At 71.8% G+C, this 23,835-nt stretch carries 25 protein-coding genes and 3 pseudogenes; 13 read left to right on the forward strand and 15 right to left on the reverse strand.

Annotated elements, in window-relative coordinates; all coding sequences use genetic code 11:
* The first annotated feature begins 2 nt into the window (after positions 1-2).
* From OF819_RS02410 to OF819_RS02425, 4 genes and pseudogenes are all read left to right on the forward strand, one after another.
* A pseudogene (locus tag OF819_RS02410) lies at positions 3-1,027 on the forward strand (sporulation protein).
* Positions 1,028-1,117: 90 nt separating this feature from the next.
* Entirely contained in the window at positions 1,118-1,276 is a 159-nt protein-coding gene (locus OF819_RS29195; RefSeq protein WP_416370460.1) for a hypothetical protein, read from the forward strand.
* Positions 1,277-1,299: 23 nt separating this feature from the next.
* On the forward strand, positions 1,300-1,563 hold the full coding sequence (locus OF819_RS02420) for a GlsB/YeaQ/YmgE family stress response membrane protein (protein WP_267241599.1): 264 nt from the start codon (positions 1,300-1,302) through the stop codon (positions 1,561-1,563).
* 57 nt (positions 1,564-1,620) lie between these two features.
* Positions 1,621-1,737 (forward strand): annotated as a pseudogene (locus OF819_RS02425) (cold shock domain-containing protein); the annotation flags it as partial.
* Between the two features lie 165 nt (positions 1,738-1,902).
* On the opposite strand, the gene OF819_RS02430 reads toward OF819_RS02425, so the two are convergent.
* On the reverse strand, positions 1,903-2,391 hold the full coding sequence (locus tag OF819_RS02430) for a DUF5994 family protein (RefSeq protein WP_267241600.1): 489 nt from the start codon (positions 2,389-2,391) through the stop codon (positions 1,903-1,905).
* Between the two features lie 329 nt (positions 2,392-2,720).
* On the opposite strand from OF819_RS02430, the gene OF819_RS02435 reads away from it, so the two are divergent.
* Positions 2,721-2,981, forward strand: coding sequence for a hypothetical protein (locus OF819_RS02435; protein WP_267241601.1), 261 nt, complete (start codon positions 2,721-2,723; stop codon positions 2,979-2,981).
* A gap of 26 nt (positions 2,982-3,007) precedes the next feature.
* On the forward strand, positions 3,008-3,277 hold the full coding sequence (locus OF819_RS02440; RefSeq protein ID WP_267241602.1) for a hypothetical protein: 270 nt from the start codon (positions 3,008-3,010) through the stop codon (positions 3,275-3,277).
* A gap of 136 nt (positions 3,278-3,413) precedes the next feature.
* On the opposite strand, the gene OF819_RS02445 is transcribed toward OF819_RS02440, so the two are convergent.
* Genes OF819_RS02445 through OF819_RS02455 form a run of 3 tightly spaced genes read right to left on the reverse strand, consistent with a single transcriptional unit; the run spans position 3,414 to position 5,874 of the window.
* Entirely contained in the window at positions 3,414-4,478 is a 1,065-nt protein-coding gene (locus tag OF819_RS02445; protein ID WP_267241603.1) for an ArsO family NAD(P)H-dependent flavin-containing monooxygenase, read from the reverse strand.
* Positions 4,475-5,563 (reverse strand): ACR3 family arsenite efflux transporter, encoded by a 1,089-nt coding sequence (arsB, locus tag OF819_RS02450; RefSeq protein ID WP_267241604.1) that lies wholly within the window; start codon positions 5,561-5,563, stop codon positions 4,475-4,477. The genes OF819_RS02445 and arsB overlap by 4 nt, the downstream gene beginning before the upstream one ends.
* The gene (locus OF819_RS02455) at positions 5,560-5,874 is read right to left on the reverse strand and encodes an ArsR/SmtB family transcription factor (protein ID WP_267241605.1); all 315 of its coding nucleotides are present in this window, start codon (positions 5,872-5,874) and stop codon (positions 5,560-5,562) included. Before OF819_RS02455 ends, arsB begins: the two co-directional genes overlap by 4 nt.
* A gap of 87 nt (positions 5,875-5,961) precedes the next feature.
* Between OF819_RS02455 and OF819_RS02460 the strand changes: the two genes are divergently transcribed.
* Together OF819_RS02460 and trxB are read left to right on the forward strand one after the other, a co-directional pair.
* The gene (locus tag OF819_RS02460) at positions 5,962-6,384 is read left to right on the forward strand and encodes an arsenate reductase ArsC (RefSeq protein ID WP_267241606.1); all 423 of its coding nucleotides are present in this window, start codon (positions 5,962-5,964) and stop codon (positions 6,382-6,384) included.
* Positions 6,381-7,355 (forward strand): thioredoxin-disulfide reductase, encoded by a 975-nt coding sequence (gene trxB / locus OF819_RS02465; protein WP_267241607.1) that lies wholly within the window; start codon positions 6,381-6,383, stop codon positions 7,353-7,355. The genes OF819_RS02460 and trxB overlap by 4 nt, the downstream gene beginning before the upstream one ends.
* A gap of 284 nt (positions 7,356-7,639) precedes the next feature.
* Here trxB and OF819_RS02470 read toward each other — a convergent pair whose 3' ends face one another.
* A complete protein-coding gene (locus tag OF819_RS02470) occupies positions 7,640-8,014 on the reverse strand; it encodes an ArsR/SmtB family transcription factor (RefSeq protein ID WP_267241608.1) in 375 nt (124 codons plus the stop codon).
* 171 nt (positions 8,015-8,185) lie between these two features.
* Between OF819_RS02470 and OF819_RS02475 the strand changes: the two genes are divergently transcribed.
* A complete protein-coding gene (locus tag OF819_RS02475) occupies positions 8,186-8,890 on the forward strand; it encodes a low molecular weight phosphatase family protein (RefSeq protein WP_267241609.1) in 705 nt (234 codons plus the stop codon).
* Positions 8,891-9,035: 145 nt separating this feature from the next.
* Here OF819_RS02475 and OF819_RS02480 read toward each other — a convergent pair whose 3' ends face one another.
* The 5 genes from OF819_RS02480 to OF819_RS02500 form a co-directional block, all read right to left on the reverse strand.
* On the reverse strand, positions 9,036-9,824 hold the full coding sequence (locus OF819_RS02480; protein ID WP_267241610.1) for a winged helix-turn-helix transcriptional regulator: 789 nt from the start codon (positions 9,822-9,824) through the stop codon (positions 9,036-9,038).
* Between the two features lie 78 nt (positions 9,825-9,902).
* Positions 9,903-10,748, reverse strand: coding sequence for a phosphate ABC transporter ATP-binding protein PstB (gene pstB, locus OF819_RS02485; protein ID WP_267241611.1), 846 nt, complete (start codon positions 10,746-10,748; stop codon positions 9,903-9,905).
* A gap of 59 nt (positions 10,749-10,807) precedes the next feature.
* A complete protein-coding gene (gene pstA, locus OF819_RS02490) occupies positions 10,808-11,719 on the reverse strand; it encodes a phosphate ABC transporter permease PstA (RefSeq protein ID WP_267241612.1) in 912 nt (303 codons plus the stop codon).
* The gene (gene pstC, locus OF819_RS02495) at positions 11,716-12,666 is read right to left on the reverse strand and encodes a phosphate ABC transporter permease subunit PstC (protein WP_267241613.1); all 951 of its coding nucleotides are present in this window, start codon (positions 12,664-12,666) and stop codon (positions 11,716-11,718) included. The genes pstA and pstC overlap by 4 nt, the downstream gene beginning before the upstream one ends.
* Positions 12,666-13,664, reverse strand: a complete 999-nt coding sequence (locus OF819_RS02500; protein ID WP_267241614.1) for a PstS family phosphate ABC transporter substrate-binding protein — start codon at positions 13,662-13,664, stop codon at positions 12,666-12,668. Before OF819_RS02500 ends, pstC begins: the two co-directional genes overlap by 1 nt.
* A gap of 331 nt (positions 13,665-13,995) precedes the next feature.
* Here OF819_RS02500 and OF819_RS02505 point away from each other — a divergent pair.
* Positions 13,996-15,114: pseudogene (locus OF819_RS02505) on the forward strand (PhoX family protein); the annotation flags it as partial.
* Between the two features lie 454 nt (positions 15,115-15,568).
* Here the strand turns inward: OF819_RS02505 and OF819_RS02510 are convergent.
* From OF819_RS02510 to OF819_RS02520, 3 genes are all read right to left on the reverse strand, one after another.
* Entirely contained in the window at positions 15,569-15,880 is a 312-nt protein-coding gene (locus tag OF819_RS02510; protein WP_267241615.1) for a hypothetical protein, read from the reverse strand.
* Positions 15,877-16,704: a MerR family transcriptional regulator gene (locus tag OF819_RS02515; RefSeq protein WP_267241616.1), complete on the reverse strand. Its 828-nt coding sequence runs from the start codon at positions 16,702-16,704 to the stop codon at positions 15,877-15,879. Before OF819_RS02515 ends, OF819_RS02510 begins: the two co-directional genes overlap by 4 nt.
* 218 nt (positions 16,705-16,922) lie before the next feature.
* The gene (locus OF819_RS02520; protein ID WP_267241617.1) at positions 16,923-18,542 is read right to left on the reverse strand and encodes an alpha/beta hydrolase; all 1,620 of its coding nucleotides are present in this window, start codon (positions 18,540-18,542) and stop codon (positions 16,923-16,925) included.
* Between the two features lie 1,194 nt (positions 18,543-19,736).
* Here OF819_RS02520 and OF819_RS02525 point away from each other — a divergent pair.
* Positions 19,737-20,012, forward strand: a complete 276-nt coding sequence (locus tag OF819_RS02525; RefSeq protein WP_267241618.1) for a hypothetical protein — start codon at positions 19,737-19,739, stop codon at positions 20,010-20,012.
* A gap of 191 nt (positions 20,013-20,203) precedes the next feature.
* Here OF819_RS02525 and OF819_RS02530 read toward each other — a convergent pair whose 3' ends face one another.
* Positions 20,204-20,347: a hypothetical protein gene (locus OF819_RS02530; protein ID WP_267241619.1), complete on the reverse strand. Its 144-nt coding sequence runs from the start codon at positions 20,345-20,347 to the stop codon at positions 20,204-20,206.
* An 82-nt stretch (positions 20,348-20,429) separates the two neighbouring features.
* Positions 20,430-21,113 (reverse strand): ArsR/SmtB family transcription factor, encoded by a 684-nt coding sequence (locus OF819_RS02535; protein WP_267241620.1) that lies wholly within the window; start codon positions 21,111-21,113, stop codon positions 20,430-20,432.
* Between the two features lie 40 nt (positions 21,114-21,153).
* Here OF819_RS02535 and OF819_RS02540 point away from each other — a divergent pair, with 40 nt between their 5' ends.
* Positions 21,154-22,548 carry an MBL fold metallo-hydrolase gene (locus OF819_RS02540; RefSeq protein WP_267241621.1) on the forward strand — a complete coding sequence of 465 codons (1,395 nt, stop codon included), beginning with the start codon at positions 21,154-21,156 and terminating at the stop codon, positions 22,546-22,548.
* Positions 22,545-23,801, forward strand: a complete 1,257-nt coding sequence (locus OF819_RS02545; RefSeq protein WP_267241622.1) for an MFS transporter — start codon at positions 22,545-22,547, stop codon at positions 23,799-23,801. The genes OF819_RS02540 and OF819_RS02545 overlap by 4 nt, the downstream gene beginning before the upstream one ends.
* Positions 23,802-23,835: the final 34 nt, after the last annotated feature.

Below are 23,835 nucleotides of genomic sequence, written 5' to 3' on the forward strand. Positions count from 1 at the left end.
CGATGGTGTTCAAGCGACTGCTCGGGTCGATCGGCATCGGCGGCCCCTCGGTTGACACGGTCCTCGCGCCCGGGGCGGTACAGCCGGGCGGGCCGCTCGCCGGCGAGGTACATCTCAAGGGCGGCGAAGCCGACTTCGACATCGAGCACATCACCCTGGAACTGGTCGCCCGGGTCGAGGCCGAGCACGACGGCGGCGAGTCCGAGGGCGTGGTCACCTTTGAGCGGTTCACCGTCGGCGGCGGCTTCCGCCTCGCGGCGGGCGAGCAGCGCAGCATCCCGTTCAGCGTGATGCTGCCGTGGGAGACGCCGGTCACCGAGTTGCACGGGCAGGCGCTGGGCATCGTCCTCGGCGTACGGACTGAGCTGGCGGTGGCCGGCGCGAAGGACAAGGGCGACCTGGATCCGCTGGCCGTGCGGCCGCTCCCGGCGCAGGAGGCGATCCTCGAAGCCCTCGGGCAGCTCGGCTTCGGCTTCAAGTCCGCCGACCTGGAGTACGGCCACATCGGCGGCACCGGCCAGCAGCTGCCGTTCTACCAGGAGATCGAGCTGGCCCCGGCGCGCAGTACGCGCACCAGGTCAACGAGATCGAGGTGACCTTCCTGGCCAACCCGGGCGGCATGGAGGTCGTCCTGGAGGCCGACAAGCGCGGCGGCTTCTTCTCCGAGGGCCATGACGCGCTCACCCGCTTCACCGTGAGCCACGGCGATGTCGCGTACACCGACTGGAGCACCGAGGTCGACGGCTGGATCCGTCAACTCGTCGAACGCCATGGCTCCCACGGAGCGCACGGCTTCCACGGGGCCTACCAGCACGGCGACCCGTACGCGCACAAGAGCGACCACCACGGCCACCACGGGCACGACGACCACCACCACGGCCACCGCTCCGGCCCCGGCATGGGCACGGCCATCGCGGCCGGCGCCGCGGGCCTGGCCGTCGGCGTGGCGGGCGGTTTCGTCGCCGCGGAGGTCGTCGACGAAGTCGGCGACTTCTTCGAAGGCGACGACGAGGGCGAGGAAGGCTGACCCTGACAGCTCCTGCACGACTGCAGAAGTAACGGCCGGGGGCGGCTGCTCCGCCCCCGGCTCACACGGCGAAGGAGTTCTCATGGTCCTGTGGGAGCGCCTCAAGGAGTCCGCGTCGACGAGCAGACCCAGCTGACGGCGGAGAAGAACATCGGCGGCGCCGACGGCGACGGCGACAAGACCGGGCAGGCCGTCGGACGGGAAGCCTGCTGCACCCCCGAACTGCCGCCCCACGAGTTCACCCTGTAATCCCACAAAGGAGGGGCACGCGCATGGAGATCTCCGGCATCATCACCGCGATCATCTTCGGAGCCGTCATCGGCACGCTGGGCCGACTGGTGCTGCCCGGGCGGCAGAACATCGGCTGGCTGTGGACCATCGCCGTCGGCGTCGCCGCCGCGCTCGTCGGCACCGCCATCGCCGCCGCGCTCGGCGTCGCCGACACCAAGGGAATCGACTGGATCGAAATGGCCATCCAGGTCGGCCTCGCCGCCGCCGGAGTCACCGCCCTGGAACGCTTCCGGTCGCGCGCCTGACGTGGCCGCCCCGCGCCGCGCACCGGCGCGGGGCGCGCCGCAGGCTCCGCGGCCATCCTGCAGAACGGCGACGACGTCGTCTTCGCGCACTGCTCGAACATCGTCGCTGACGGTTTCCGCGAGCTGCGGGAAGGCCGGCGGGTGAACGTCGACGTCGCTCAGGGCCAGAAGGGCCCCCAGGCCGATGACCGTCGTTCCGGCCCGACACCGGTCACCCGGGGGGGCGACGCCGGGCAGCCCGACGGACGGCCGGGGGCCGTCAGGGGGGCTCGGCGGCCGGGCGCCGTCCGCATCGGCTGGCGTCGGCCCGGGCAATCTCCCGGTCCGGGCGGTGCGCGATCAGCCGCTCTCGTGAATCCGCTGCCCTGTGGCGGTGTCGATCAGAATCTGCCGCGCTTGGCTCACGCTGCCGGGCACGACCGCCCGGGCCATCGCGGCGTGCGCGGCCTCCGGCGTGGAGTCCGGGGGAATCACCAGCAGCGAGAAGTGGTCGCGATCACCGCGGGTCACGAGCACGGTGTCGTCCCCCACCGGGAACGAGTCGATGTGGACCACGCGGTCATCGACCACCAGCCGCGTCGGGAGTGACTCCCAGGCGGAGGCGTCGAGCCCCACACGGGTCACCGGGCCGAGGTGTTCGGTCACCGCCATGATGAGGGCGGGCAGCTCGGCGCCGATGTCGCGGGAGCGGGGCCACCAGGCACCGTCCAGGGCCCCCTCGCGGGACTGGGTGGTTTCCAGCCGCAGCAGGGCTGTTCCGGGCCGTACGGAAGCGTGAACCGCGTCCGGAAGAAATCCGGCGGGTCGCTGCGTCGTAGCGTCGTCCATGGTCTGCCGCCCGTCGGCCGTCGAGTTGCCCGGCCGCCGGAGACTGAGAGTCCCCGGCAGTCGGAGACGAGGAACCGTCAGGTCCACGATACTGCGGTCACGCGCGGCGCCGGCCGCCCGGGAAGGAAGAGGAGGCGGCGGGACGGCTCCCTCCACGCTTGGCATCCCGGCTGTGAGGCACCCACACTGGAGATAAGGACGACGTCCGGACGAACCACCCGGTCCACGGTGCGGCGCGGCACAGCGCACGGACGATCGTGTCGGCGCGGCGCACCGGTTGCCGACCGGGATCGTGTCTTCCGTGCGGACCGACCGGAGGTGACCTCACGATGGCCGAGCAACAGCTGCCCCCGGCCGGCCGGGCAGACGTCCGGGTGGTCGCCGCGACTCCCGAGGTGGCCCGCAGGGTGGTGGAGGTGCTGCGCCGCTGCTTCGCGGCGACGGAGCAGCGCAGCTATCCGGCGGGCCGTGAAGGCGCCACCTGCCTCAGTCTCACCGTGGACACCACACGGGCGGCGGGTCCTGCCCGGTCGTGGCTCGCCTCAAGCAGGCCGCCCACCGACCAGCGTCCCCAGGCGGGCAGGCGCTGACCCGCCATCCCAAGGGAGCGGCAGCCATGGCAACACTGCGGGAACGCAGGCAGTACCGGGAGGCCGTCCTGTGCGCCCTCTACGAAGCGATCGCCGAGAACCGCAGCAGCCTCAGCGGAGAGACCCTGCGCGACGCGGTGCGCCTTCCCGACGAGGACCTCGCTGCCGCGTGCAGCTATCTTGCCGACGAGGGCCTCGTCTCGGTCGAATGGACGTCCCACCGCACCCCGGCCATCGTGACGATCACCCACGAAGGTCTGCGCCGCATGGAGGCCGCAGAGGACCGGGAAAGCTGACGGAGATCTCTCGTCGCGCCGGGCCTCTTCCTTCTCGCGGTGCGCGCCAGGGCGCCCGGCCGGGTCGGCCGGACGAGGGACACCAGAAGGGTGGCCGGCTCGGCGCGTCGGAGCCGGCAGAGCCCCGGCCCGGCTGTCAGTCCGCCGTCCTGAGCAGCGCGGCGATCTCACGGGCGGCGTCCCGGGCCGGGCGGCCGACGCCGATGAGCGTCGCGGAGGCGGGGCCGGTCCAGTCTCCATAGCCGAGCAGGTGCAGGCGCGGCTCGGCGAGCGCGCGGGTGCCGGCGGTGGGGATGCGGCCGCGGGCGTCGCGCAGTCCCAGGGGGGCGAGGTGGGACAGGGCGGGGCGGAATCCGGTGCACCAGATGATCGCGTCGGCGTCCGCCGTCGTGCCGTCCGCCCACGCCGCACCGGTCGGCGTGAGCCGGTCGAACATCGGCTGCGCCTTCAGCAGTCCGGCGTCCCGCGCCTGGCGTACGGGAGGCACGGCCACGATGTCGCCGAGGGAGGCGACCCCGCCGGTGTCGGTGCGCCCCGCGTCGAGAGCGCGGCGGCGGGCGGTGGCGACGTCGAACAGCAGGCGGCCGTCGACGTCGTCGGGCAGGAAGCGCGGCTCGCGGAGGGTGACCCAGGTCAGTTCGGCGTCGTATGCGAGGTCGGCGGCGATCTGCGCGCCGGAGTTGCCGCCGCCGACGACGATGACCCGCTGTCCGGCGAACTCGCGCGGGGTGCGGTAGTCCACGGTGTGCAGCCGGCGTCCCCGGAACAGCTCCCGCCCCGGCACGGCGGGCAGGAAGGGGCGCGACCAGGTGCCGGTCGCGCTGACGACCGCGCGGGCCCGCCACGCCCCCGCGTCCGACTCGACGCGCAGGCGCGGCCCGTCGCGGTGGACGGCCCGCGCCTCTGCCCCGTGGCGGACGGGCAGTTCGTACCGCTGGGCGTAGTCGGCCAGGTACGACACGACGTGCGCCGCGTCCGGGTATGTCCTGCCCTCCTGCGGCGGCATCATCCGTCCGGGCAGCGAGGAGTACGCGGCCGGGGAGAACAGCCGCAGGGAGTCCCATGCGTGCCGCCACGCCCCGCCGGGCGCCGCCTGGGCGTCGAGGACGACGAACTCCACGCCCAGGCGGCGCAGGTGGTAGCCGGCGGCGAGCCCGGACTGGCCGCCGCCGATCACCACGACGTCGACGTCAGCCGTCACGAGGTGACGAACTTCCGCCGCCAGGCCAGGGACACGTACACCAGGGCCACCAGGACAGGCACCTCGATCAGCGGGCCGACCACGCCCGACAGGGCCTGACCCGACGTCACGCCGAAGGTGGCGATGGCGACGGCGATGGCCAGTTCGAAGTTGTTGCCCGCGGCGGTGAAGGCGAGCGTGGCCGTACGGCCGTAGTTCAGCCCGATCGCCTTGCCCAGTGCGAAGGCGCCGAACCACATCACCGCGAAGTACACCAGCAGCGGGATCGCGATGCGGGCCACGTCCAGCGGCTGTGAGGTGATCGTCTTCCCCTGGAGGGCGAACAGCAGCACGATGGTGAACAGCAGTCCGTACAGCGCCCAGGGGCCGATCTTCGGCAGGAAGCGGGACTCGTACGTCTCGCGGCCCAGCCTCCGCTCACCGGCGCGGCGGGTGAGGAAGCCCGCCGCGAGCGGGACGCCGAGGAAGATGACGACGTTCAGGGCGATCTTCCACATGGAGATGTCGAGCTGGTCCCCGGCACCGAGGCCGAGCCAGCCGGGCAGCAGATCCAGGTAGAACCAGCCCAGCAGGCCGAAGGCCAGCACCTGGAAGACGGAGTTCAGGGCGACCAGGACGGCGGCGGCCTCCCGGTCGCCGCACGCGAGGTCGTTCCAGATGATCACCATGGCGATGCAGCGGGCGAGGCCGACGATGATCAGGCCGGTGCGGTATTCGGGCAGGTCCGGCAGGAAGATCCACGCCAGGGCGAACATCACCGCCGGACCGAGGACCCAGTTGATGACGAGCGAGGAGAGCATCAGCTTCCGGTCGCCGGTGACGGCGTCGAGCCTGTCGTAGCGGACCTTGGCGAGGACCGGGTACATCATGATCAGCAGGCCGAGCGCGATCGGCAGTGAGATGCCGCCGATCTCCACGGCCGCCAGGGCGTCGTTCAGCCCCGGGACGAGCCGTCCCAGGCCCAGGCCGACGCCCATGGCCAGCAGGATCCAGACCGCGAGATAGCGGTCGAGGGTCGACAGCTTTGCGACCACCGACGATTCGGCGGCCGCAGCGGGGACTTCGGGGGTATTGGTACGGGTCACGGACAGGCCCTTTTGGTGTCGGCGGCGGCGGTGGCGCGGGCGGTCTCGGCCAGTTCGGCGAACTGGCCGGCGAGCGAGGCGATGACGTCAGGGCGCAGCTTGTAGTACGTGAAGCGGCCGCACGGCTCGGTCTCCACCACGCCCGCCTCGCGCAGCACTCTCAGGTGGTTCGACAGGTTGGTCTGGCGGGCTCCCGTCTCCTCCACAAGATGGCTGGTGCACAGGGTCTCGCGGGCGAGCAGGGTCACGATCCGGAGCCTGAGCGGGTCGGCCAGGACTCGGATCAGCTCAGTGTCGACTGACGTCATCATGGACTGATACTCTCACATCAGTGGTGAGTGACACCACCGGGCGCTGAAGTCATGTGTGCCTGACCCCCGTATGGCAAGAGAGACCCGATGTCCGACAAGCCCTCCGTGCTCTTCGTCTGTGTCCACAACGCCGGCCGCTCCCAGATGGCCGCGGCCTGGCTCACCCACCTCGCCGGGGACCGCGTCGAGGTCCGCTCCGCCGGCTCCGCCCCCGCCGACCAGGTCAACCCGGCCGCGGTCGAGGCCATGCGCGAGGTCGGCGTCGACATGTCCGCGGAGGTGCCGAAGATCCTGACCGTGGAGGCCGTCCAGGCGTCCGACGTCTGCATCACCATGGGGTGCGGCGACACCTGCCCCGTCTTCCCCGGCAAGCGCTACCTCGACTGGAAGCTCGACGACCCGGCCGGGCAGGGCGTCGAGGCCGTCCGGCCCATCCGCGACGAGATCAAGAAGCTCGTCGAGGGGCTGATCGCCGACATCGCTCCGGAAGGGCCGGAGGCCGGGGCGTGAGCGCCGTACGCGAGGTCATCGTCATCGGCTCGGGCCCCGCCGGGTACACCGCCGCCCTCTATGCCGCCCGCGCCCAGCTGGCGCCCCTGGTCTTCGAGGGGTCCGTCACCGCGGGGGGCGCGCTCATGCAGACGACCGAGGTCGAGAACTTCCCCGGCTTCCGGGACGGCGTCATGGGCCCGGACCTGATGGACGCCATGCGCGCCCAGGCCGAGCGGTTCGGCGCCGAGCTGATCCCCGACGACGTGCTGGCCGTCGACCTCACCGGCGCGATCAAGGAAGTCACCGACTCCGCCGGAACGGTTCACCGGGCCAGGGCCGTCATCGTCGCCACCGGCTCTCAGCACCGCACGCTGGGCCTGCCCGGTGAGGACGCTCTCTCCGGACGGGGCGTGTCGTACTGCGCCACCTGCGACGGGTTCTTCTTCCGCGAGCACGACATCGTCGTGGTCGGCGGCGGCGACACCGCCATGGAGGAAGCCACCTTCCTCTCCCGCTTCGCCCGATCGGTCACCGTCGTGCACCGCAGGGACACCCTGCGCGCCTCGAAGGCCATGCAGGAACGGGCCTTCGCCGACCCGAAGATCTCCTTCGCCTGGAACAGCGAGGTCGCCGGGGTGCACGGCGACCAGAAGCTCACCGGCCTGACCCTGCGCGACACCGTCACCGGCGAGACGCGGGAGCTTGCGGCCACCGGGCTGTTCGTGGCCATCGGCCATGACCCGCGCAGCGAGCTGTTCAAGGGCCAGCTCGACCTGGACGACGAGGGCTATCTGACGGTCGCCGCGCCCTCCACCCGTACGAACCTCCCGGGCGTCTTCGCCGCCGGGGATGTCGTCGATCGCACATACCGTCAGGCCATCACCGCCGCCGGCACCGGCTGCGCGGCGGCGCTGGACGCCGAGCGGCACCTCGCTTCGCTGGCGCACGACCGGCTCGCGGAGCCGGAAGCGTCTGCGGCCGTGGCCTGACCCGCCCCTGCCCCGCCGGGGACGCCCGCTGCGCCTGAAGTGCGTGTCGGGCGTCTCCACCGGATCGGGCGCACCCCGGCTGCCGCCCGGTTCCGCCGCTGACGGTCCGCGGCCTGGGGGCGAGCACGGCGGTGTACGCCGCCCTGATCGCACTCAACTGCTTTCTCGTCATCGCCTGCGAGCTGCTGGCGGCCAGGGCAGTGCAGCGCTGGCCGCCCGGATCGCGGTCGTCGCGGGCGTGGCGCTGACCGGCGCCGGCCGGCCTTCCCGCAGGGCGGGCGGGATCAGGCGGTGGACGGGTCGAGGATGTCGCGGATGCGGCGCAGCCCTTCGTGGTCGACGGAGAACCACGACCAGGTGCCGCGCCGCTCACGCGTGAGCAGCCCGGCATCGGTCATGATCTTCAGATGGTGGCTGACCGTCGGCTGGCGCAGCCCGAGGCAGTCGGTCAGGTCGCAGACGCATGCCTCCCCTGACGGCGAGCGCTCGATCAGCCGGAGGATCTGCAGACGCGTGGGGTCGGCGATCGCCTTCACCATCCAGGCCAAACGTTCCGCCTCCTCCCGGTCGATCAGGAGGCAGGCAAGCTCGTGGGTGCAGGTCTGCGCACCCTGATCGTCCACCGCCGCCTCCGGCGCGTCCAACGCAGTGATAGCCATCTATTCACCATACGGTCGGGACATGGGCCGACCGGGTGACGGAAGCCGCCCCCGACAGGTGTTCACCGAGCGTTCACTTTCCGTCCCGTATCCCCCGAAAAGATAGATGATCATCTATCATGGCAGGGCAGTCCGGTCAGCTGGACCGGCCCGAGGGCAGGGAGGCAGGACGTGAGTCAGCCGCCGCCGGACGTGGGTCAGCCGCCGCCGGACCGTCCGGATCGCCTCGGACGGTCCACTCCGCCCCTCGGGGACAGCGGCGGCGTGCTCGACCGCATCACCCGCCGGCTGGCCGGCCGCCACAGCCGGTCGTTCTCCCGCCAGACCGTCGCCCGGTACGTGGACGAGTGCGCCGTGCTCCTCGCCGACGGCGCGCGCGTGGGCCGCCATCTGCCCGTCCTGGTCGAGCGGTTCGCCGACCAGCGCCTTGGAGCGCTCGCCAGGGGACTCGGCCTCTCCCCCAAGCCTGTGCCCGAGGTCCTCTTCGTCTGCACGGAGAACGCGGGCAGGTCCCAGCTCGCCGCGGCGCTGATGCGCCGCCGCGCCCAGGACGCGGTCATCGTCATGACGGCCGGCTCCGCCCCCGCCGCGGACGTCGCCCCCGTGGTGCGACGCCTGCTCGCCGAGCAGGGCCTGGACTGCGGCGAGGAGTTCCCCAAACCGCTGACCTCGGAGGTCGTCACAGCCGCCGACGTCGTGGTGACGCTGGGCTGCGGCGACGCCTGCCCGGTGCTGCCCGGCCGCCGGTATCTGGACTGGGACCTGCCCGATCTGAGCGGGCTGGACATGGAGAGTGCGCGGGCGGTGCGCGACGCGCTGGAGGGGCGGGTCGAACGGCTCGCGCAGGAGCTGCTGCCGGCCGGCGCGCCGTCCTGACCGCCGGCCGCGGAACGCCGAGCCTCTCCGGCCGGTTCGTCAGTCCTCCTCGGCCGTCGCCTCGGCCGCACACCACGCAATCAGTGTCCGGGCCTCGGACGGCGTCCCCGGCCGGGCGCGGGGTGCGCCTCGGCACACGCGGACCTTATGCGCTGGGCGCGGACCGCTGTTCTGCGGGCTCCCGGCCGCACCGGGGGCTGCACTCCAGGCGATACCCCATTCCCCGGATCGCGTCGATGGTGCAGCAGCTGCCGGACTCCTCACGCAGCCGGTTGCGCACCCGCCTGATGTGCACGGTGAGGGTGTTGCTGTCCAGGTTGTCGGTTCCCCACAGCTCCCGGGTGAGCTCCTGACGGCTGATGACCCGGTTGGGGTGCTGCATCAGATAGCGCAGCAGCATGAATTCACGGACCGGCAACTGCAGCGAGCGGCCCTGTACATAGACGTGGAACCCCGCCGGATCAAGCTCGATGTCGCCGACGACGAGGGTCCCGGCCGAGCCGTCCCCGGCCGGCCGGCCCGAGGTGAGCAGGGGCAGGATCTCCTCGGTGCGGTAGGGGCGGGCGACGAAGGCGACGGCGCCTGCCGCGAGCGCGGCCGTGGCCTCCGCTGCCCCGTCGGGTCCGGCGCCCACGAGGACCGGGACGGGGTGGAGCCGCGCGATCAGTGAGGTGACGTCGGCAGCGCCCACCACCGGGAGCGGGGCGCCGAGCAGCACCGCCCGAGGGTGACGGGCGCCGACCTGCAGGAGCGTTTCCGCGCCGTCGTGGCAGGTGATGACCGACACGCCTGCTGCGGTGAAGCGGGCCTCGGCCTCGGCCGCGATCGCCGCGTCGGGGTCGGCGAGCAGCAGTCCCGGCGGCTCGTTCGCTTCCGGGCCATGGGGGCCCCGCTGGGCGGGGGGCTTCGGTGTGCGTGGTGCGTCGGGAGTCACCCGTACTCCTTCACGTGTGGCAGCGCGCAAAGGCAGCGGTCCATGCGGTCCGCGGTCGGTTGGGGAAGGGCGGACAGATCAGCCGAAGCGGCCCGAGATGTAGTCCTCGGTGCGCTGGTCGGAGGGGTTGGAGAAGATCCGGGCCGTCTCGTCGTACTCGACCAGCCGGCCATGGCGCACGCCCTGGTCGTCGACGTCCGCGGTGAAGAAGGCGGTGCGGTGCGAGACACGCGCGGCCTGCTGCATGTTGTGCGTCACGACGATGATGGTGAACTCCCGGGCCAGTTGCTCCATCAGGTCCTCGATCTTCGCCGTCGCGATCGGGTCGAGGGCCGAGCAGGGCTCGTCCATCAGGATGACTTCCGGCTTGACCGCGATGGTGCGGGCGATGCACAGCCGCTGCTGCTGACCGCCGGACAGGGCGAGCGCGGACGTCTTGAGCTTGTCCTTGACCTCGTCCCACAGCGCGGCGTGGGTGAGGGTCTCCTCGACCAGGTCGTCGAGGTTGCCCTTGAAACCGCCGACCCTGGGCCCGTAGGCGATGTTGTCGTAGATGGACTTGGGGAACGGGTTGGGCTTCTGGAAGACCATGCCGATGCGGCGGCGGACCTCGATGGGGTCGACGTCACGGCCGTACAGGTCCTCGTCGTGGTAGCGGACCTTCCCCGCCACCCGGGCGGTGGGGACCAGGTCGTTCATCCGGTTGAAGCAGCGCAGCACGGTCGACTTGCCGCAGCCGGACGGCCCGATCATCGCGGTGATCTGCTGGTGCCCGATGTTCATGTTGACGTCGCGCACGGCCTCGACGTCACCGTAGAAGACCGAGAGGCTGCCCACTTCGAAGACCGGGCTGACCAGCGAGGGTGCTTCACGGAAGGCGACCTTGGGGGTCCTGCCGCCTGCGGAGGCTGTGGGGGAGCTCATCGGGGTCTCCTGCGGGGAGGTAACGGGGTTGTCGGGTCGGTCGGCCTGCGTCATGACGGTCACCACCGGCGCGAGTAGCGGTTGCGGAGCCAGATCGCCAGCGAGTTCATGGCGAGCAGGATCAGCAGGAGGATGACGATCGCGGCCGAGGCGAGCGTCGCGAACTCGGCACGCGACTGGCTGATCCAGTTGTAGATCTGGATCGGCAGCACGGTGAACTGGCTCTGCACGCCGGAGGGGTTGAAGGTGATGAAGGTCAGCCCGCCGAGCAGCAGCAGCGGCGCGGCCTCTCCGATGGCGCGGGACAGCGCCAGGATGGAGCCGGTCGCCATGCCCGGCACCGACGCGGGCAGCACCTGACGCCAGATCGTCTGCCAGCGCGTCGCCCCGAGCGCCAGCGAGGCCTGCCGGATGGACTGCGGCACCGCGCGGATGGCCTCACGCGCCGAGATGATCACGATGGGCAGGACCAGCAGCGACAGGGTGAGCGAGGCGGTCAGCACCGTCAGGCCGAAGCCCAGTCCGCGGGCGATGACGCCGAGGCCGAGGATGCCGTAGACGATCGACGGGACCGCCGCCAGATTCTGGATGTTGATCTCGATCGCGCGATTCCACCACCGATCCGGATCGGCGTACTCCTCCAGATAGATGGCGGTGAGGACGCCGGTGGGCAGGCAGTACAGAGCAGTGAAGGAGATGACCCAGATCGTTCCCATGATCGCCGACTGGGCGCCGCCCTGCGTCGGGTCGATGATGTCCGGGAAGTTCGTCCACAGCCGGGAGTCCAGCCGCGGCCAGCCCTGCACGACGACATAGGCGAGCAGGGAGGCGAGAAAGACGACGGCGACGGCGAGCGAGGCCCAGAGACTGAGGTGGAAGAAGCGTTCCCGCCAGGGTGTGCCGCTGCCCTGGAGCCGCGGCGCCCGCGGGGCGTCCACGGTGCGGTCGCGGTCGATGACGTCGGTACTCATTCGTACACCTCGCGGTACTTGCGCACCAGACGGATGCTGACCAGGTTCATCACCAGGGTCATCAGGAACAGGAGCATGCCCACCGCGAAGATCGTCTGGTAGCCGACGCTGCCGACCGGCACATCGCCGATGCCGGTGCTGGCGATGAACGCCGTCATCGTCTGCATGCCTTCGAGCGGGTTGAAGGAGAGGTTGGGCCGGCCGCCCGCGGCGATCACCACGATCATCGTCTCGCCGATCGCCCGGGAGATGCCCAGCACGATCGCGGCGACGGTGCCGGACAGCGCGGCGGGGAACACGACACGGGTGGAGACCTGCATCCGGGAGGAGCCCAGGGCGAACGCGCCGTCGCGCAGCGCCCGCGGCACGGCGCTCATCGAGTCCTCCGCCAGGGAGGCGATCGTCGGGATGATCATGATGCCCATGACAAAGCCCGCCGACAGCGCGTTGAAGATCTGCGGACCCTCGCCGCCCGGCCAGATGTCCTGGAGCAGCGGGGTGATCGCCTTCAGCGCGAAGAAGCCGTAGACGACGGTGGGAATGCCCGCGAGGACCTCCAGCACCGGCTTGAAGACCTTCCGGACGCGGGAGTTGGCGTACTCGCTGAGGTACACCGCCGCACCCAGGCCGAGCGGCACGGCCACCAGCAGCGCGATGGCGGTGACCATCAGGGTGCCGCCGATCAGCGGGAGGACGCCGAAGGACGCCGGCTTGAACAGCGGGGCCCAGTTGGTGCCGGTGAGGAACTCGCCGATCCCGATGTGGCCGAAGAACCTGACGACGGGCGGCACAAGGGCGACGACGATGCCGACGGTCGTCGCCACCGAAACCAGGGCGGCGGCCACCAGGAGCACCTGGATGGCCTGCTCGCCGTAACGCGGCCGAGACCGCTTCAGGGAGCCGGAGCCCCCTGAAGCGGCCTGCCGCCGGATGACCGGTGAACTCATTACTTCTGGGCCTTCAGCGCCTCAAGGTCCTTCTTGAGCTCCGCCTCCTGCTCGCTGTTGAGCGGCACGAACTGGGCCTTCGTGGCGATCTCGGCGTGGTTCTCGACGTAGTACTCGACGAACGCCTCGCCCTCCTTGCGCTCCAGCGTCGCGGTGGTCGGGTAGATGAACAGCGGGCGGCCGAGCGGGGTGTAGGTGCCGTTCTGGACGGTCTCGACGCTGGGCTCGACGCAGCCGCCGCCACCGTCGATCTTCAGCGCCTTGAGCTTGTCCTTGTTCTCCTCGTAGTAGGAGAGGCCGAAGTAGCCCATGCCGCCCTTGGAGCCGGAGACGCCCTGGATGATGACGTTGTCGTCCTCGCTCGGCGAGTAGTCGGTGCGGGAGGCGCCGCCGTCGCCGTTGACCACCTCGGTGAAGTAGTCGAAGGTGCCCGAGTCGGTGCCGGGGCCGAACAGCTCCAGCTTCAGGTCGGGGAACTTGGGGTCGACCTGCTTCCAGTTGTTCACCTTCGAGCCCGGCGCCCAGATCTTGTTGAGCTGCTCGACGGTGAGGCACTCGGCGAAGTCGTTCTCCTTGGGCACTACGACGGACAGACCGTCGTTGGCGACGGAGAACTGCTCGAACTTGACGCCGTTCTTCTCACAGTTCGCCGCCTCCTCGTCCTTGATCGGACGGGAGGCGTCGGAGATGTCGGTCTCGCCGTTGCAGAACTTCTCGAAGCCGCCGCCGGTGCCGGAGGTGCCGACGGTGACCTTGACCCCGCTGTGCTGCGCCTGGAAGAGCTGCGCCGCGGCCGTGGAGAGCGGGGCGACCGTGCTGGAGCCGTCGACCTTGATGGAGCCGGACAGCTTGTCGCCGGCCGAGCCGCCCCCCGAACCGCCCCCCGAACCGCCGTCCGAGCCCGCGTCGGCGCCGCCGCACGCGGTCGCGGCCAGCATCACAGCAGCCGTGAGAGCAAGGGGGGCCTTGGCTCTGCGCAACGAAGTGGAAATGTTCACGACTCTCGACCCTCGTGTCTGCCGGATGCCCGGCGGTCTGGATCAGGTGCGCTGAGCGCGCCGTTTCGGACACTTGGATCGAAGCTCGACTATATGAACGAGGGGTGTACGGGCGACACCTGCCGCATGAACGATAGCCGTTCATCTATATAGATGACTATTGATCATACGGAGGGGGTCAGGCCGGCCGACGCCCCGGCCGCCGCCACAGTTCGGACGGAGTTCACCCTTCCTCCGCCTAGCTCCCGACGCAGGCGGCCTAGCGTCATGCATCGACAATCGCCTATCTTCCCGGCGGTCGCACCCTCAACCCTCATCGCGTGGAGGAACCGTGCCCGAACGCCCCGGCGAACTCCCCCTGCTGCCCCAGCCCGGCCACAACACCGCCCGGTCGGCGCTGACCTGCCGTTACCGGTGTGGCGACGCCTGCTCCCACGAAGCGCCGAACCGCTCGCTGAACCCCTGTCTCGGCGATGTGATCCACCGGGCGCTGTCCCGCCGGGGCACGCTCAAGGGCGCCGCGGTCCTCGCCGTCGCCGCGGGCGCCGGTCTGGGCGCCGCGCCGGCGACAGCCGCGGCCGCGGGACCGGCGGCTCCGGCCCGCCACGGCCGCCCGCCGCGCGGGCTCGGCTTCGAGCCGGTGGCCCCGAACACCGCAGACGCCGTCATCGTGCCGGAGGGTTTCAGCCAGCAGGTCGTCATCCGCTGGGGCGATCCGGTACTCTCCCGGGCCCCGCGGTTCGACCCCCTCAGACAGAGCGCCGCGGCGCAGTCCCGCCAGTTCGGCTACAACTGCGACTACATGGCGCTGCTCGACTCCCCCTGCGGCCGGGACCACCAGCTGCTCGTGGTCAACCACGAGTACACCGACGAAGAGATCATGTTCTTCGGCTACGACCCCGCCGCCCCCACCCGGGAGCAGGTGGAGACCGCCTGGGCTGCGCACGGCATGACCGTGCTGCTGGTGCGCGCCGACCGGCGCTCCGGCCGGCTGTGGCCGGTCGCCGGCGACAGCCACAACCGCCGCATCACCGCGACCACGCCGTTCCGGATCACCGGTCCTGCCGCGGGCAGCGAGTTCCTCAGGACCGGCGCCGACCCGACCGGCACCCTGGTGCTCGGCACCCTCAACAACTGCGGCGGCGGCGTCACGCCCTGGGGCACGGTGCTTTCGGGCGAGGAGAACTTCAACCAGTACTTCGCCAACGCCTCCGCCGTCACCGACCCCGTGGCCCGGCAGCGGCTGGCCCGCTATGGGCTGCCGAGCGGGTCCAGCCGCCGCAAGTGGGAGCGGTTCGACGACCGGTTCGACATCGCCGAGGAGCCCAGCGAGCCCAACCGGCACGGCTGGATCGTGGAGATCGACCCGTACGACCCCGACTCCGTGCCGCGCAAGCGGACCGCTCTCGGCCGCCACAGGGCCTTCAGCGCGAGGTCCTGCCGTCCGGGCTTGCGGGCCTGCCCACGACGGTGGACGCTCCCGGGCCTACCGGGTCGGGCGGATCGACCGGGTCGACCGGGCCGCCCCGGTCGGGCGCGGTGCGGGAGCAGGTGCGGCGGCGGGTGAGGAGTGTGGCCACGCAGGCGAGGGCGACTAGCGCGAGGAGGGCGAGGGCGAAGGGAGCCGGGCCTAGGCGGTCGACCCATCCGGCCAGGGCGTTCTGGATGCCGGAGGCCGCGGTGACGACCGGGTCCTCGGCGCTGCCGCCCGCGTACAGGCGGAGTTCGCAGACGCCGTACCAGGCGACGTAGCCGCCTGCCAGCACGAGCAGGCAGGGGACGGGCAGGGCGCACGGGCGGTGCCTCCGGGAAGAGCGGACAGCCGCCGGCTCTCAAGCCGGGAGGGTCCTGTTGGCGGTGGGCGGTGTCGGGTTGACGGTGAGCGGGTGTCGGCTCCGGTGGGGTCAGGTCCGCACCGGACCGGTCTCGGCTTCGGCCGACGCCGGAGCGGGCATGCCCAGGTCGGCGACGCCCGGCCCGGTCATGCACGCAGCCGCCCGGCGGCGGCGCAGCACCCACACCACGCCGGCCAGCGCGGCGACGGCCAGAACGGCCAGGGCGGGAATCCACACGGCGGCCAGTGCGGCGGCGACGCCGATCCCGCCGAGCAGCGCCAGCAGGGGGCCCGCGCAGCACACCGCGCAGACGGCCACCGCTGCGGCGCCGACGCCGATCGTCGTCCACGGCCGGGAGCGGCGGGGAGAGGAGGTGCTCATGCGGTCGCTCCGAACAGCTCGGCCAGCAAGGAGCCGGCGGCCTCGGGGGCCCGCACGGTCAGCACCAGCTCCGTCGGGGCCAGGTGCAGGGTGAAGTCGAAGAACGCACAGCAGTCCTGCTCGGCGGCGGCCAGTGAGACGACCTCGCCGGCCAGCTCCGGAGCGGCCGGGAAGGCCAGCCGCACACCGTCCTGGATCTCCTCGCGGCCGGTGGCCTTGCTCGCCAGGCGCTGCCACTGTCCGACCCGCTCTCCCAGCTCGGCGCCGCTCAGCGTGCAGGCCACCGGCGCGTTGCGCCACGGCTCGTCCTCGGCCTTGCGCCGCGGCTCGTCCTCGGCGTTGCGCCGCGGCTCGTCCTCGCTCGGGTGCCGCGCGGGCCGGTTCGGCGTCAGCTCCACCGGCGCCGGGCCCTGGCGCGCTGTGGTGGTCACGCAGCCGCAGTCCGGCCCGCAGCCCCCTTCCGGCGCGGTGCCCGACAGCTGTTCGCAGACCTCGGCCAGCCGGGCGGAGAACGCCGACAGCTCCGCCAGGCGCTGGTCCGCGTCGGCGATGCGGTCGGCGACCAGCGGCAGCATCCGAGCCCGCACCGCCGCGCACACGCCCTGTTCCCACACCTCAAGCAGTTCGCGGATCTCCTCAAGCGGCAGCCCCAGGAGCTTGGCGGAGGAGATGAAGGCCAGCCTGTCCACGGACTGCTCGTCGTAGACGCGATAGCCGGACGGGGTCCGATCGGCGGGCAGCAGCCCGGCGGTCTCGTAGAACCGGAGCGTCGTCGGCGGGACGCCGGAGCGTTCTGCCAGCTGCGAGATCCGGTAGGTCTTCATGACCTCGACGGTAAACCTTCGACTCGACTCGAAGGTCAAGCCTGGTGCGCGGATCTCTCTGTTCTGCGGCCGCCTCGGCTTGGACCGGAGTACACGGCCGAGGCCCGCGACGCCTCCGCCCCACCGGATGGCTCCGGTGGGGCGGGCTCAGGTCATGCGCGGCCGCTGTCGGCGGGAGTGCGGCCCGTATGGTCCGAGTGCTCGTACGCGCCCCGGCGCTATGAGCAGGCAGTGCCCGCCGCCGGGACCTTGCCGTCCAGCAGGTAGCCGTCCACGGCCTTCTTCAGGCAGGGGTTGCCGCTGTTGTAGCCGCCGTGGCCCTCGCCGTCGAGGGTGAGTTCGACGCCCACTCCGTCGCCCAGCTCCCTGGCCATCTTCCTGGCTCCCTCGTACGGGGTGGCCGGGTCGCCGGTGGTGCCGATGACGACGATCGGGGCCGAGCCCTCCGCGTTGACCTCGGTCGTGTCGGTCTTCCCGGGAACCGGCCAGTCGGTGCAGCCGGTCAGGGACCAGGCCATGGACTCGCCGAAGACCGGTGAGGCCTTGCGGAACTCCGGCATCTTCGCCTTCACGTCGTCCGCGGTGAAGCGCCGCTTGTCGTCCGCACAGTTGACGGCGCGGTTCGCGGGAATGGTGTTGCTGTAGCGGCCCTGCTCATCGCGGCCGATGTAGCTGTCGGCGAGCGCCAGCAGGACGTTGCCCTGGCCGAGCGTCATCGCCTCGCCCAGCCCCGTCGTCAGGTACTCCCAGTACTCCTTGTCGTAGAGCGCGGCCGCTATGCCGGTGAGCGCCTGGTCCTGGGTGAGCTTGCGGTCCCCGTCGGTGGGCAGCGGCTGCTCGTCGAGTTTCTTCAGCAGCGCGGCGATCTTCTGGTTGCCCTTGTCCCCGCCCGCGCCGGTCGGGCACTCGGCGCCCATCGTCGCGGCGCAGTCCTGCATGTAGTTGTTCAGCGCGAGCTGGAAGCCCTTCGCCTGGCCGAGCGCTCCGGAGACCGTGTCCTCGGTCGGGTCGACCACGGCGTCCAGCACCGAGCGGCCCACGTTCTCAGGGAAGAGGTGGGCGTAGACGCCGCCGAGCTTGGTGCCGTACGAGATGCCGAAGTAGTTCAGCTTCTTGTCGCCGAGGGTCTCACGCATGAGGTCCAGGTCGCGCGCGGCGCTCACGGTGTCCACATGCGGGAGCACCTTGCCGGAGTTCCGCTGGCAGCTCTCGGCGTACTTCCTGCCTGCGGCGGTCACGGCCTTCAGCTCGGAGTCGTCGTCCGGCGTGCCGTCGACCGCGGCAAAGGCGTCCAGCTCCTTGTCGCTCAGGCACGTCACGCCCGCGCTCTCGCCGACTCCGCGCGGGTCAAAGCTGACCAGGTCGTAGCGTGAGCGCAGCGTGTCGTAGTCCTCGGCGAGGCTGGGGAGCCCGGTGACGCCGGAGGCGCCGGGACCGCCGAAGTTGAAGACGAGCGAGCCTATTCGCTTGTCCTGGTCCTTGGCCTTGGCGCGGATCAGCGCGATGCCGATCGTCTCGCCGTCCGGCTTGGCGTAGTCCAGCGGCGCGGTGAGCGTGGCGCACTCCCACTCGCTCCCCGGAGCCTCGCCGCCGCCCTGCGCGGGAGTCGGCTCCGGGCACTCCTTCCAGCTGAGCTTCTGCCCGGTCAGCGACGCCGGGAGCGCACTCGTGGCCGGGCCGGAACCCGACGCGGACGAGGACGAACGCGATGAAGAGGACGAGGAGGACGAAGGCTTGGGGGAATCGTTGCCGTCGCACGCGACGACTGTGGCGCTGAGCACGACGGCGGCCGCGCTCAGCGCGCCGGCCCGTGCGGTCTTCCTGGCGGCTATGGGCATCAGGCAATCCGATCTTTCACACCAGGCGCGAGGAGGGACAGCGGGGGTGAGCCTCTCGGGCGGCCGGTGACGGCATTGACGGGAAGCGGCCGTCCGCACCGCCCGGCTGACCATGTTGACCAGGGGCGGCGTGCTCCTCGTGGGGGCGGCGGCCGATGCCACACAGCCTGGCGTGGATCATGGCCCGGTCTCGTCAGCCTCAGGGGCCGACTTGAGGTCCGGTCAGCAGTCCTTCCGCAGGAGGAGCCCTCAGACGAAAGTCGCTTCGCGGTCATGGTGAAGCGCGTCGTTCCGCGCCCCGCCCGGACCCACACCCGCCCGCCCTTGGGCGCGCACCTGTCTGCGGCGCTGTGGGCGCATCACCGCGAGGCGGTCTGCGCAGCGACCGCGGAGGCCCTGAGCAGGGGCGGGAGACAGCGGTGCGGGTCGGCCCCGTCGGCACGACTTTCGTCCCTGGCGGTCGCGACCAAGGGCGGGCGCCGTGTCCGGCTCACACCGCGGAGGAAGCGCGGCCGGGCTGCCCTCGGTTCCGTCCCCACAGGCCGGAGCCTCTCCGGCTGTCCGCTCGACTCCGGCAACTCTACCCTCGCGTTAGAGTAGGGCGGGCGACCGCACCCAGGAGGGACACGGTCGCAGGAGGGAGATCGACGCCCCATGGCCGGTGCCCCGGAGTGTCCGTCGTGCGGCGAGACCGAGGCACTGCGCGGCGAGTCGCATGAGAACGACATTCGCGTCACATGCCTGTCCTGCGGCGCACAGTGGATGCGCGGCGCCCCTCGCTGCGCGGGATGCGGGGGAACGGACATCGTGCGCCGGCCGCAGTCGATGACCCGGCACTCGCGCGGGACGCAACTGTCGATCATCGGGTGGCGGGAAGTTCCGCTCTGCCGGGTCTGTGACGCGGACGCTCTGGCGGCGTCGGTCGACCAGAACGTGCCCGTGCCGAGCGACTACGTGCCCAAGTGCCTGCACGGGCAGGCCGAACGCCCGCCAGGCGGTGCGACCGCCCCTCCCGCACCGGCAGCCGGTACGCCCCGGCCACGCGCGGACAAGGCCGGGCCGCCGCCCGTCCCGCCGTCGGCCACAGCCGCCGGGCGCACCCCGGCGGCGCGGGGCTCCCGGCCTGCTTCGCCGCCCCGCAGGCGGACTCCGACCGCGCGCCCGCGTCCTTCAGCGCCGTCGGCGGCGCCTACGGTGCGCCAGGCCGTCGCGGCATTCCTCGCCGAGGCATCCGGCGAGGTCAACCACACGGCGATGGTGCTGCTCGGCACACACCTGGGCTCGCACAACCGCCTCAGCACCCTGGACACACCCGAAGCGGCCGACTCGCTGGCGGCCTGGTGCCAGGACCACTGGGGCGGCGGCGAGTCGGAGTCTGCGCGAACGGCGCTGGACACCATCCGCCGGGCCATGGACTTCTGGGGCGCCCGGGGCTGGCTCGCCTCCGACCCCGCGGCGAAACTCCGCTGAACCGCCCCGGCCAGGCGAAGGAACCGGCAGACGGTCCCCGTCGCCCGGCCAGCGGTGCGCGAAGTCCCTAAAGCCTGCCCGACCGCCGATATACGGACCTGCGCCAGATCCGGGAGGACCTCCCCGCCCTGCCCGTCGGGCTCTGAAGGCACGGAGCACACGGCCGCGTGGCGGCGATCAGCAGCCGTTCGTCACCCAGCGCCGCGGAGCTTGCGGCGCAGTACGGCGACGAAGTCTTCGGCGGCCATGAGTTGCGCCCGCGGCTTCTCCCAGCGGGCGTCGGCGACCTTGCGGCAGGCGTCGCCGATCTGCATCTGCCGCTGCTGGTCCGTCATCGGCCGCCGTCTCCGTTCTGTCATGCCGCCCCGTGGGCCGAGCGCCAGACACATGTCTGGAAACACAGGCCGGGTGCGCGGATCACGCGGCCGCCCCGCTGGCCACGGGCAGCTCCGCGAGACGCCACTCCAGCATCCCGTCGGTCAGCCGGACCGCCTTGCGGCCGCGGGCTCTCAGCAGGCGTACGGCGTCGTAGGCGAGGACGCAGTACGCGCCGCGGCAGTACGCGACCACCTCGACGCCGTCCGGCAGCTCGGCGATGCGCTGACCCAGTTCGCCGACCGGGATGGAGATCGCGCCGGGGATGTGCCCGGCGGCGTACTCCTCGGGCGGGCGGACGTCGAGGATGACGGCCCCGCCCGTCCGGGCGCGCGCCAGCAGCTCCTCGCGGTCGACCTCCTCGGCGTCGTCCGTGCCGAGGTAGGCGGTGCGGGCGGGCTCGACGCCGGCCTGATGAGTCCGGGCGACCTGGCGCAGCAGGGCGTAGAGGGCGGCGACGTCATCGCCGGCCAGCCGGTAGCGGATGCGTACGCCGTCGCGGCGGGCGGTCACGAGCCCTGCCTGTTTGAGCGTCTGCAGATGCGCCGATGCGGTGGTCAGATTCAGCCCCGCGGCTTTGGCGAGCGCGTCGACGGTGCGCTCGCCCTGCGCCAGCAGATCGAGCAGTTCCAGGCGCTTTCCATTGCTCAGCGCCTTTCCGGTGCGGGCGAAGGCGTCGTACAGCGCGGCCTTGCGCTCGGGGTCTCCCATGGCATCCTCCAACATTCCATGGAATAGTATAACCAGTTCCCCTGGAGGAGTACCAATGCGCTTTGCCGACGATCATCTGATACCGCTGGTCGACGAGGGGCTGGGCAACAGCGCCTACCTCGTCGATCTCGGCGACGGCCGGGCACTCGCCGTGGACGCGAGCCGGGACCTGCGCACCCTGCGGGCAGCCGCCGCCCGGCGAGGTCTCACCGTGGCGTACGCCGCCGACACCCATCTGCACGCCGACTTCCTCTCCGGCGCGGTGCAGCTGGCCGCCGACGATGGCGCGGCCGTACTGGCCTCCGCCGCCGGCAACCGGGCGTTTGCGCACACCGCGCTCGCCGACGGCGACGAGACGGACCTCGGCGGCCTGACGCTGCGCGCGCTGGCCACCCCCGGCCACACCGACGAGCATCTGTCCTTCCTGCTCCTCGACGGCGGCCGCGAGCTCGGAGTCTTCACCGGCGGTTCCCTGATCGTCGACTCCGCCGCCCGTACGGACCTGCTCGGGGCCGACCGCGCGGAGGAACTGGCCCGCGCCCAGTACCGCTCGCTGCGGCGGCTGGCGGAGCTGCCGGACGAGACGGCGGTCTGGCCGACGCATGGCGCGGGGTCCTTCTGCTCCGCGCCGCCGGGCGCCGCGCGCACTGCCGCCATCGGCGCACAGAAGCGGGCCAACCCCCTGCTCGCCGCACCGGACGAGGACAGCTTTGTACGACTGCTCCTTGGCAGCCTCGGCTCCTACCCCGCGTACTTCGACCGCCTGAGCGAGGCGAACCGGCGCGGCCCCGCCGTCCTCCCCCCGTCGCCCGCGCTCGCCCCGCTGACGGCCGCGGAGGTGCGCGGCCTGCTCGGCCGGGGTGCGCAGCTCGTCGACGTCCGTCCTGCCGCCGACTTCGCCGCCGGCCATATCCCCGGCGCGGTCTCCATTCCGCTGCGCGATCAGTTCGCCACCTGGCTGGGATGGCTGCTGCCCGACGACATGCCGCTCGTGTTCGTCACCAGCGCGGGACAGGATCCCGGCGAACTCACCTGGCAGGCCCTGAAGATCGGATACGAGCGGCTGGCCGGGCGTCTCGACGGCGGGATGGCGGCCTGGGCGGCCGACGGCGGACAGCAGCGGACCGTCGAACTGGTCAGCGCGGAGCGTGTGTCCGGCCGCCAGGCCCCCGGCCGACCGGTTCACGGCCGCCCGGTCCTCGATGTACGCCAGCGGGCCGAGTACCGCGCCGGCCATATCCCCGGCGCGCTCCATATCGAACTGGGTCAACTCGCCGAGCGCGCCGGCGATGTGCCGGACGGCGTACTGGTCCACTGCGGGCACGGCGAGCGCGCCATGACCGCCGCCAGCCTGCTGCAGCGGGCCGGGCGGCACGGTCTCGCCGTCCTCCAGGGCGGGCCCGCCGACTGGGCGAGGACCGGCGGACGGGCGCTTGAGGAGGGGGAGTGACCTCCCAGGACGCCCTGCCCGCGACCGGCGGCATCCGGCTCGGACTGCGCGCCAACCTCGCCCAGTTCAGCCTGCTCGTGGTGGTCAACGCACTGGTCGGCGGCATGCTCGGCCAGGAGCGCACCGTCCTGCCGCTGCTGGCCGAAGACGTCTTCCAGCTGTCCGCCTACACCGCCGCGCTGACCTACATCCTGGCCTTCGGCGCGACAAAGGCGGTCACCAATTTCTTCGCCGGCGCCTGGTCCGACCGCTTCGGCCGCAGACCGGTGCTGATCGCCGGGTGGCTGATCGCCCTGCCCGTGCCCGCGATGCTCGCGTGGGGTCCGTCGTGGGGCTGGATCATCGCCGCGAACATCCTGCTCGGCGTCAACCAGGGGCTGACCTGGTCCACCACCGTCATCATGAAGATTGACCTGGTCGGTCCGGAACGCCGCGGCCTGGCCATGGGCTTCAACGAGGCCGCCGGCTATCTCGCGGTCGCCGCCACCGCCATGGCCACCGGCGCCATCGCCCAGCACGCGGGCCTGCGCCCCGCGCCCTTCCTGCTCGGCGCCGCCTATCTCGTCCTGGCCCTGGGCCTGTCGGCCTTCGCGGTACGCGAGACCCGCGGCCACGCCCGCTACGAAGCGGCCCGCCATCCCGTGGACACGACGACGGAGCTGACGACAGGCCAGATCGCCCGCCTCACCAGCCTCACCGACAGATCCCTGTCCGCGGCCAGCCAGGCCGGCCTGGTCAACAATCTCAACGACGCCCTCGCCTGGGGCATCTTCCCGCTGCTGTTCGCCGCGCACGGACTGCCGATCGCCCAGATCGGCATCCTCGCCGCCCTCTATCCCGCCGTCTGGGGCGCGGGCCAGATGCTCACGGGCTGGTGGTCCGACCACATCGGCCGCAAACACCTGATCACGGCCGGGATGCTCCTCCAGGCCGCCGCCATCGGCCTAGTGGCCGCGGGCAGTGCCTTCGGCGTCTGGGCCGCGGCCCAGGTCCTTCTCGGCATCGGCACCGCCCTGGTCTACCCCACCCTGCTCGCGGTGATCGGCGACGTCGCCCACCCCGCCTGGCGCGCCCGCGCCGTCGGCGTCTACCGCCTGTGGCGCGACGGCGGCTTCGCGGTCGGCGCCCTCCTCGCCGGAGCCCTCGCCGACGCCTACGGTCTGACCGCCGCGATCTGGGCGATCGCCGCCCTGACCGCCGCCTCCGGCCTGGTGGTTGCGGTGCGGATGTACGAGACCCACCCGCGCGCCTGACACGGAGCCGCGGCCCCGGCGGGTCGTGGTGAGA

Origin of the sequence: Streptomyces sp. PR69, assembly GCF_026420845.1 — a bacterium.
Classification (GTDB): domain Bacteria; phylum Actinomycetota; class Actinomycetes; order Streptomycetales; family Streptomycetaceae; genus Streptomyces.

Coding starts and splice junctions, on each gene's coding strand:
- OF819_RS02420 (WP_267241599.1), top strand. CDS start 1,300: ATGGAGATCTCCGGCATCATCACCGCGATCATCTTCGGAGCCGTCATC.
- OF819_RS02430 (WP_267241600.1), bottom strand. CDS start 2,391: ATGGACGACGCTACGACGCAGCGACCCGCCGGATTTCTTCCGGACGCG.
- OF819_RS02435 (WP_267241601.1), top strand. CDS start 2,721: ATGGCCGAGCAACAGCTGCCCCCGGCCGGCCGGGCAGACGTCCGGGTG.
- OF819_RS02440 (WP_267241602.1), top strand. CDS start 3,008: ATGGCAACACTGCGGGAACGCAGGCAGTACCGGGAGGCCGTCCTGTGC.
- OF819_RS02455 (WP_267241605.1), bottom strand. CDS start 5,874: ATGATGACGTCAGTCGACACTGAGCTGATCCGAGTCCTGGCCGACCCG.
- OF819_RS02460 (WP_267241606.1), top strand. CDS start 5,962: ATGTCCGACAAGCCCTCCGTGCTCTTCGTCTGTGTCCACAACGCCGGC.
- OF819_RS02470 (WP_267241608.1), bottom strand. CDS start 8,014: ATGGCTATCACTGCGTTGGACGCGCCGGAGGCGGCGGTGGACGATCAG.
- pstB (WP_267241611.1), bottom strand. CDS start 10,748: ATGAGCTCCCCCACAGCCTCCGCAGGCGGCAGGACCCCCAAGGTCGCC.
- pstA (WP_267241612.1), bottom strand. CDS start 11,719: ATGAGTACCGACGTCATCGACCGCGACCGCACCGTGGACGCCCCGCGG.
- pstC (WP_267241613.1), bottom strand. CDS start 12,666: ATGAGTTCACCGGTCATCCGGCGGCAGGCCGCTTCAGGGGGCTCCGGC.
- OF819_RS02510 (WP_267241615.1), bottom strand. CDS start 15,880: ATGAGCACCTCCTCTCCCCGCCGCTCCCGGCCGTGGACGACGATCGGC.
- OF819_RS02515 (WP_267241616.1), bottom strand. CDS start 16,704: ATGAAGACCTACCGGATCTCGCAGCTGGCAGAACGCTCCGGCGTCCCG.
- OF819_RS02520 (WP_267241617.1), bottom strand. CDS start 18,542: ATGCCCATAGCCGCCAGGAAGACCGCACGGGCCGGCGCGCTGAGCGCG.
- OF819_RS02530 (WP_267241619.1), bottom strand. CDS start 20,347: ATGACGGACCAGCAGCGGCAGATGCAGATCGGCGACGCCTGCCGCAAG.
- OF819_RS02535 (WP_267241620.1), bottom strand. CDS start 21,113: ATGTTGGAGGATGCCATGGGAGACCCCGAGCGCAAGGCCGCGCTGTAC.
- OF819_RS02540 (WP_267241621.1), top strand. CDS start 21,154: ATGCGCTTTGCCGACGATCATCTGATACCGCTGGTCGACGAGGGGCTG.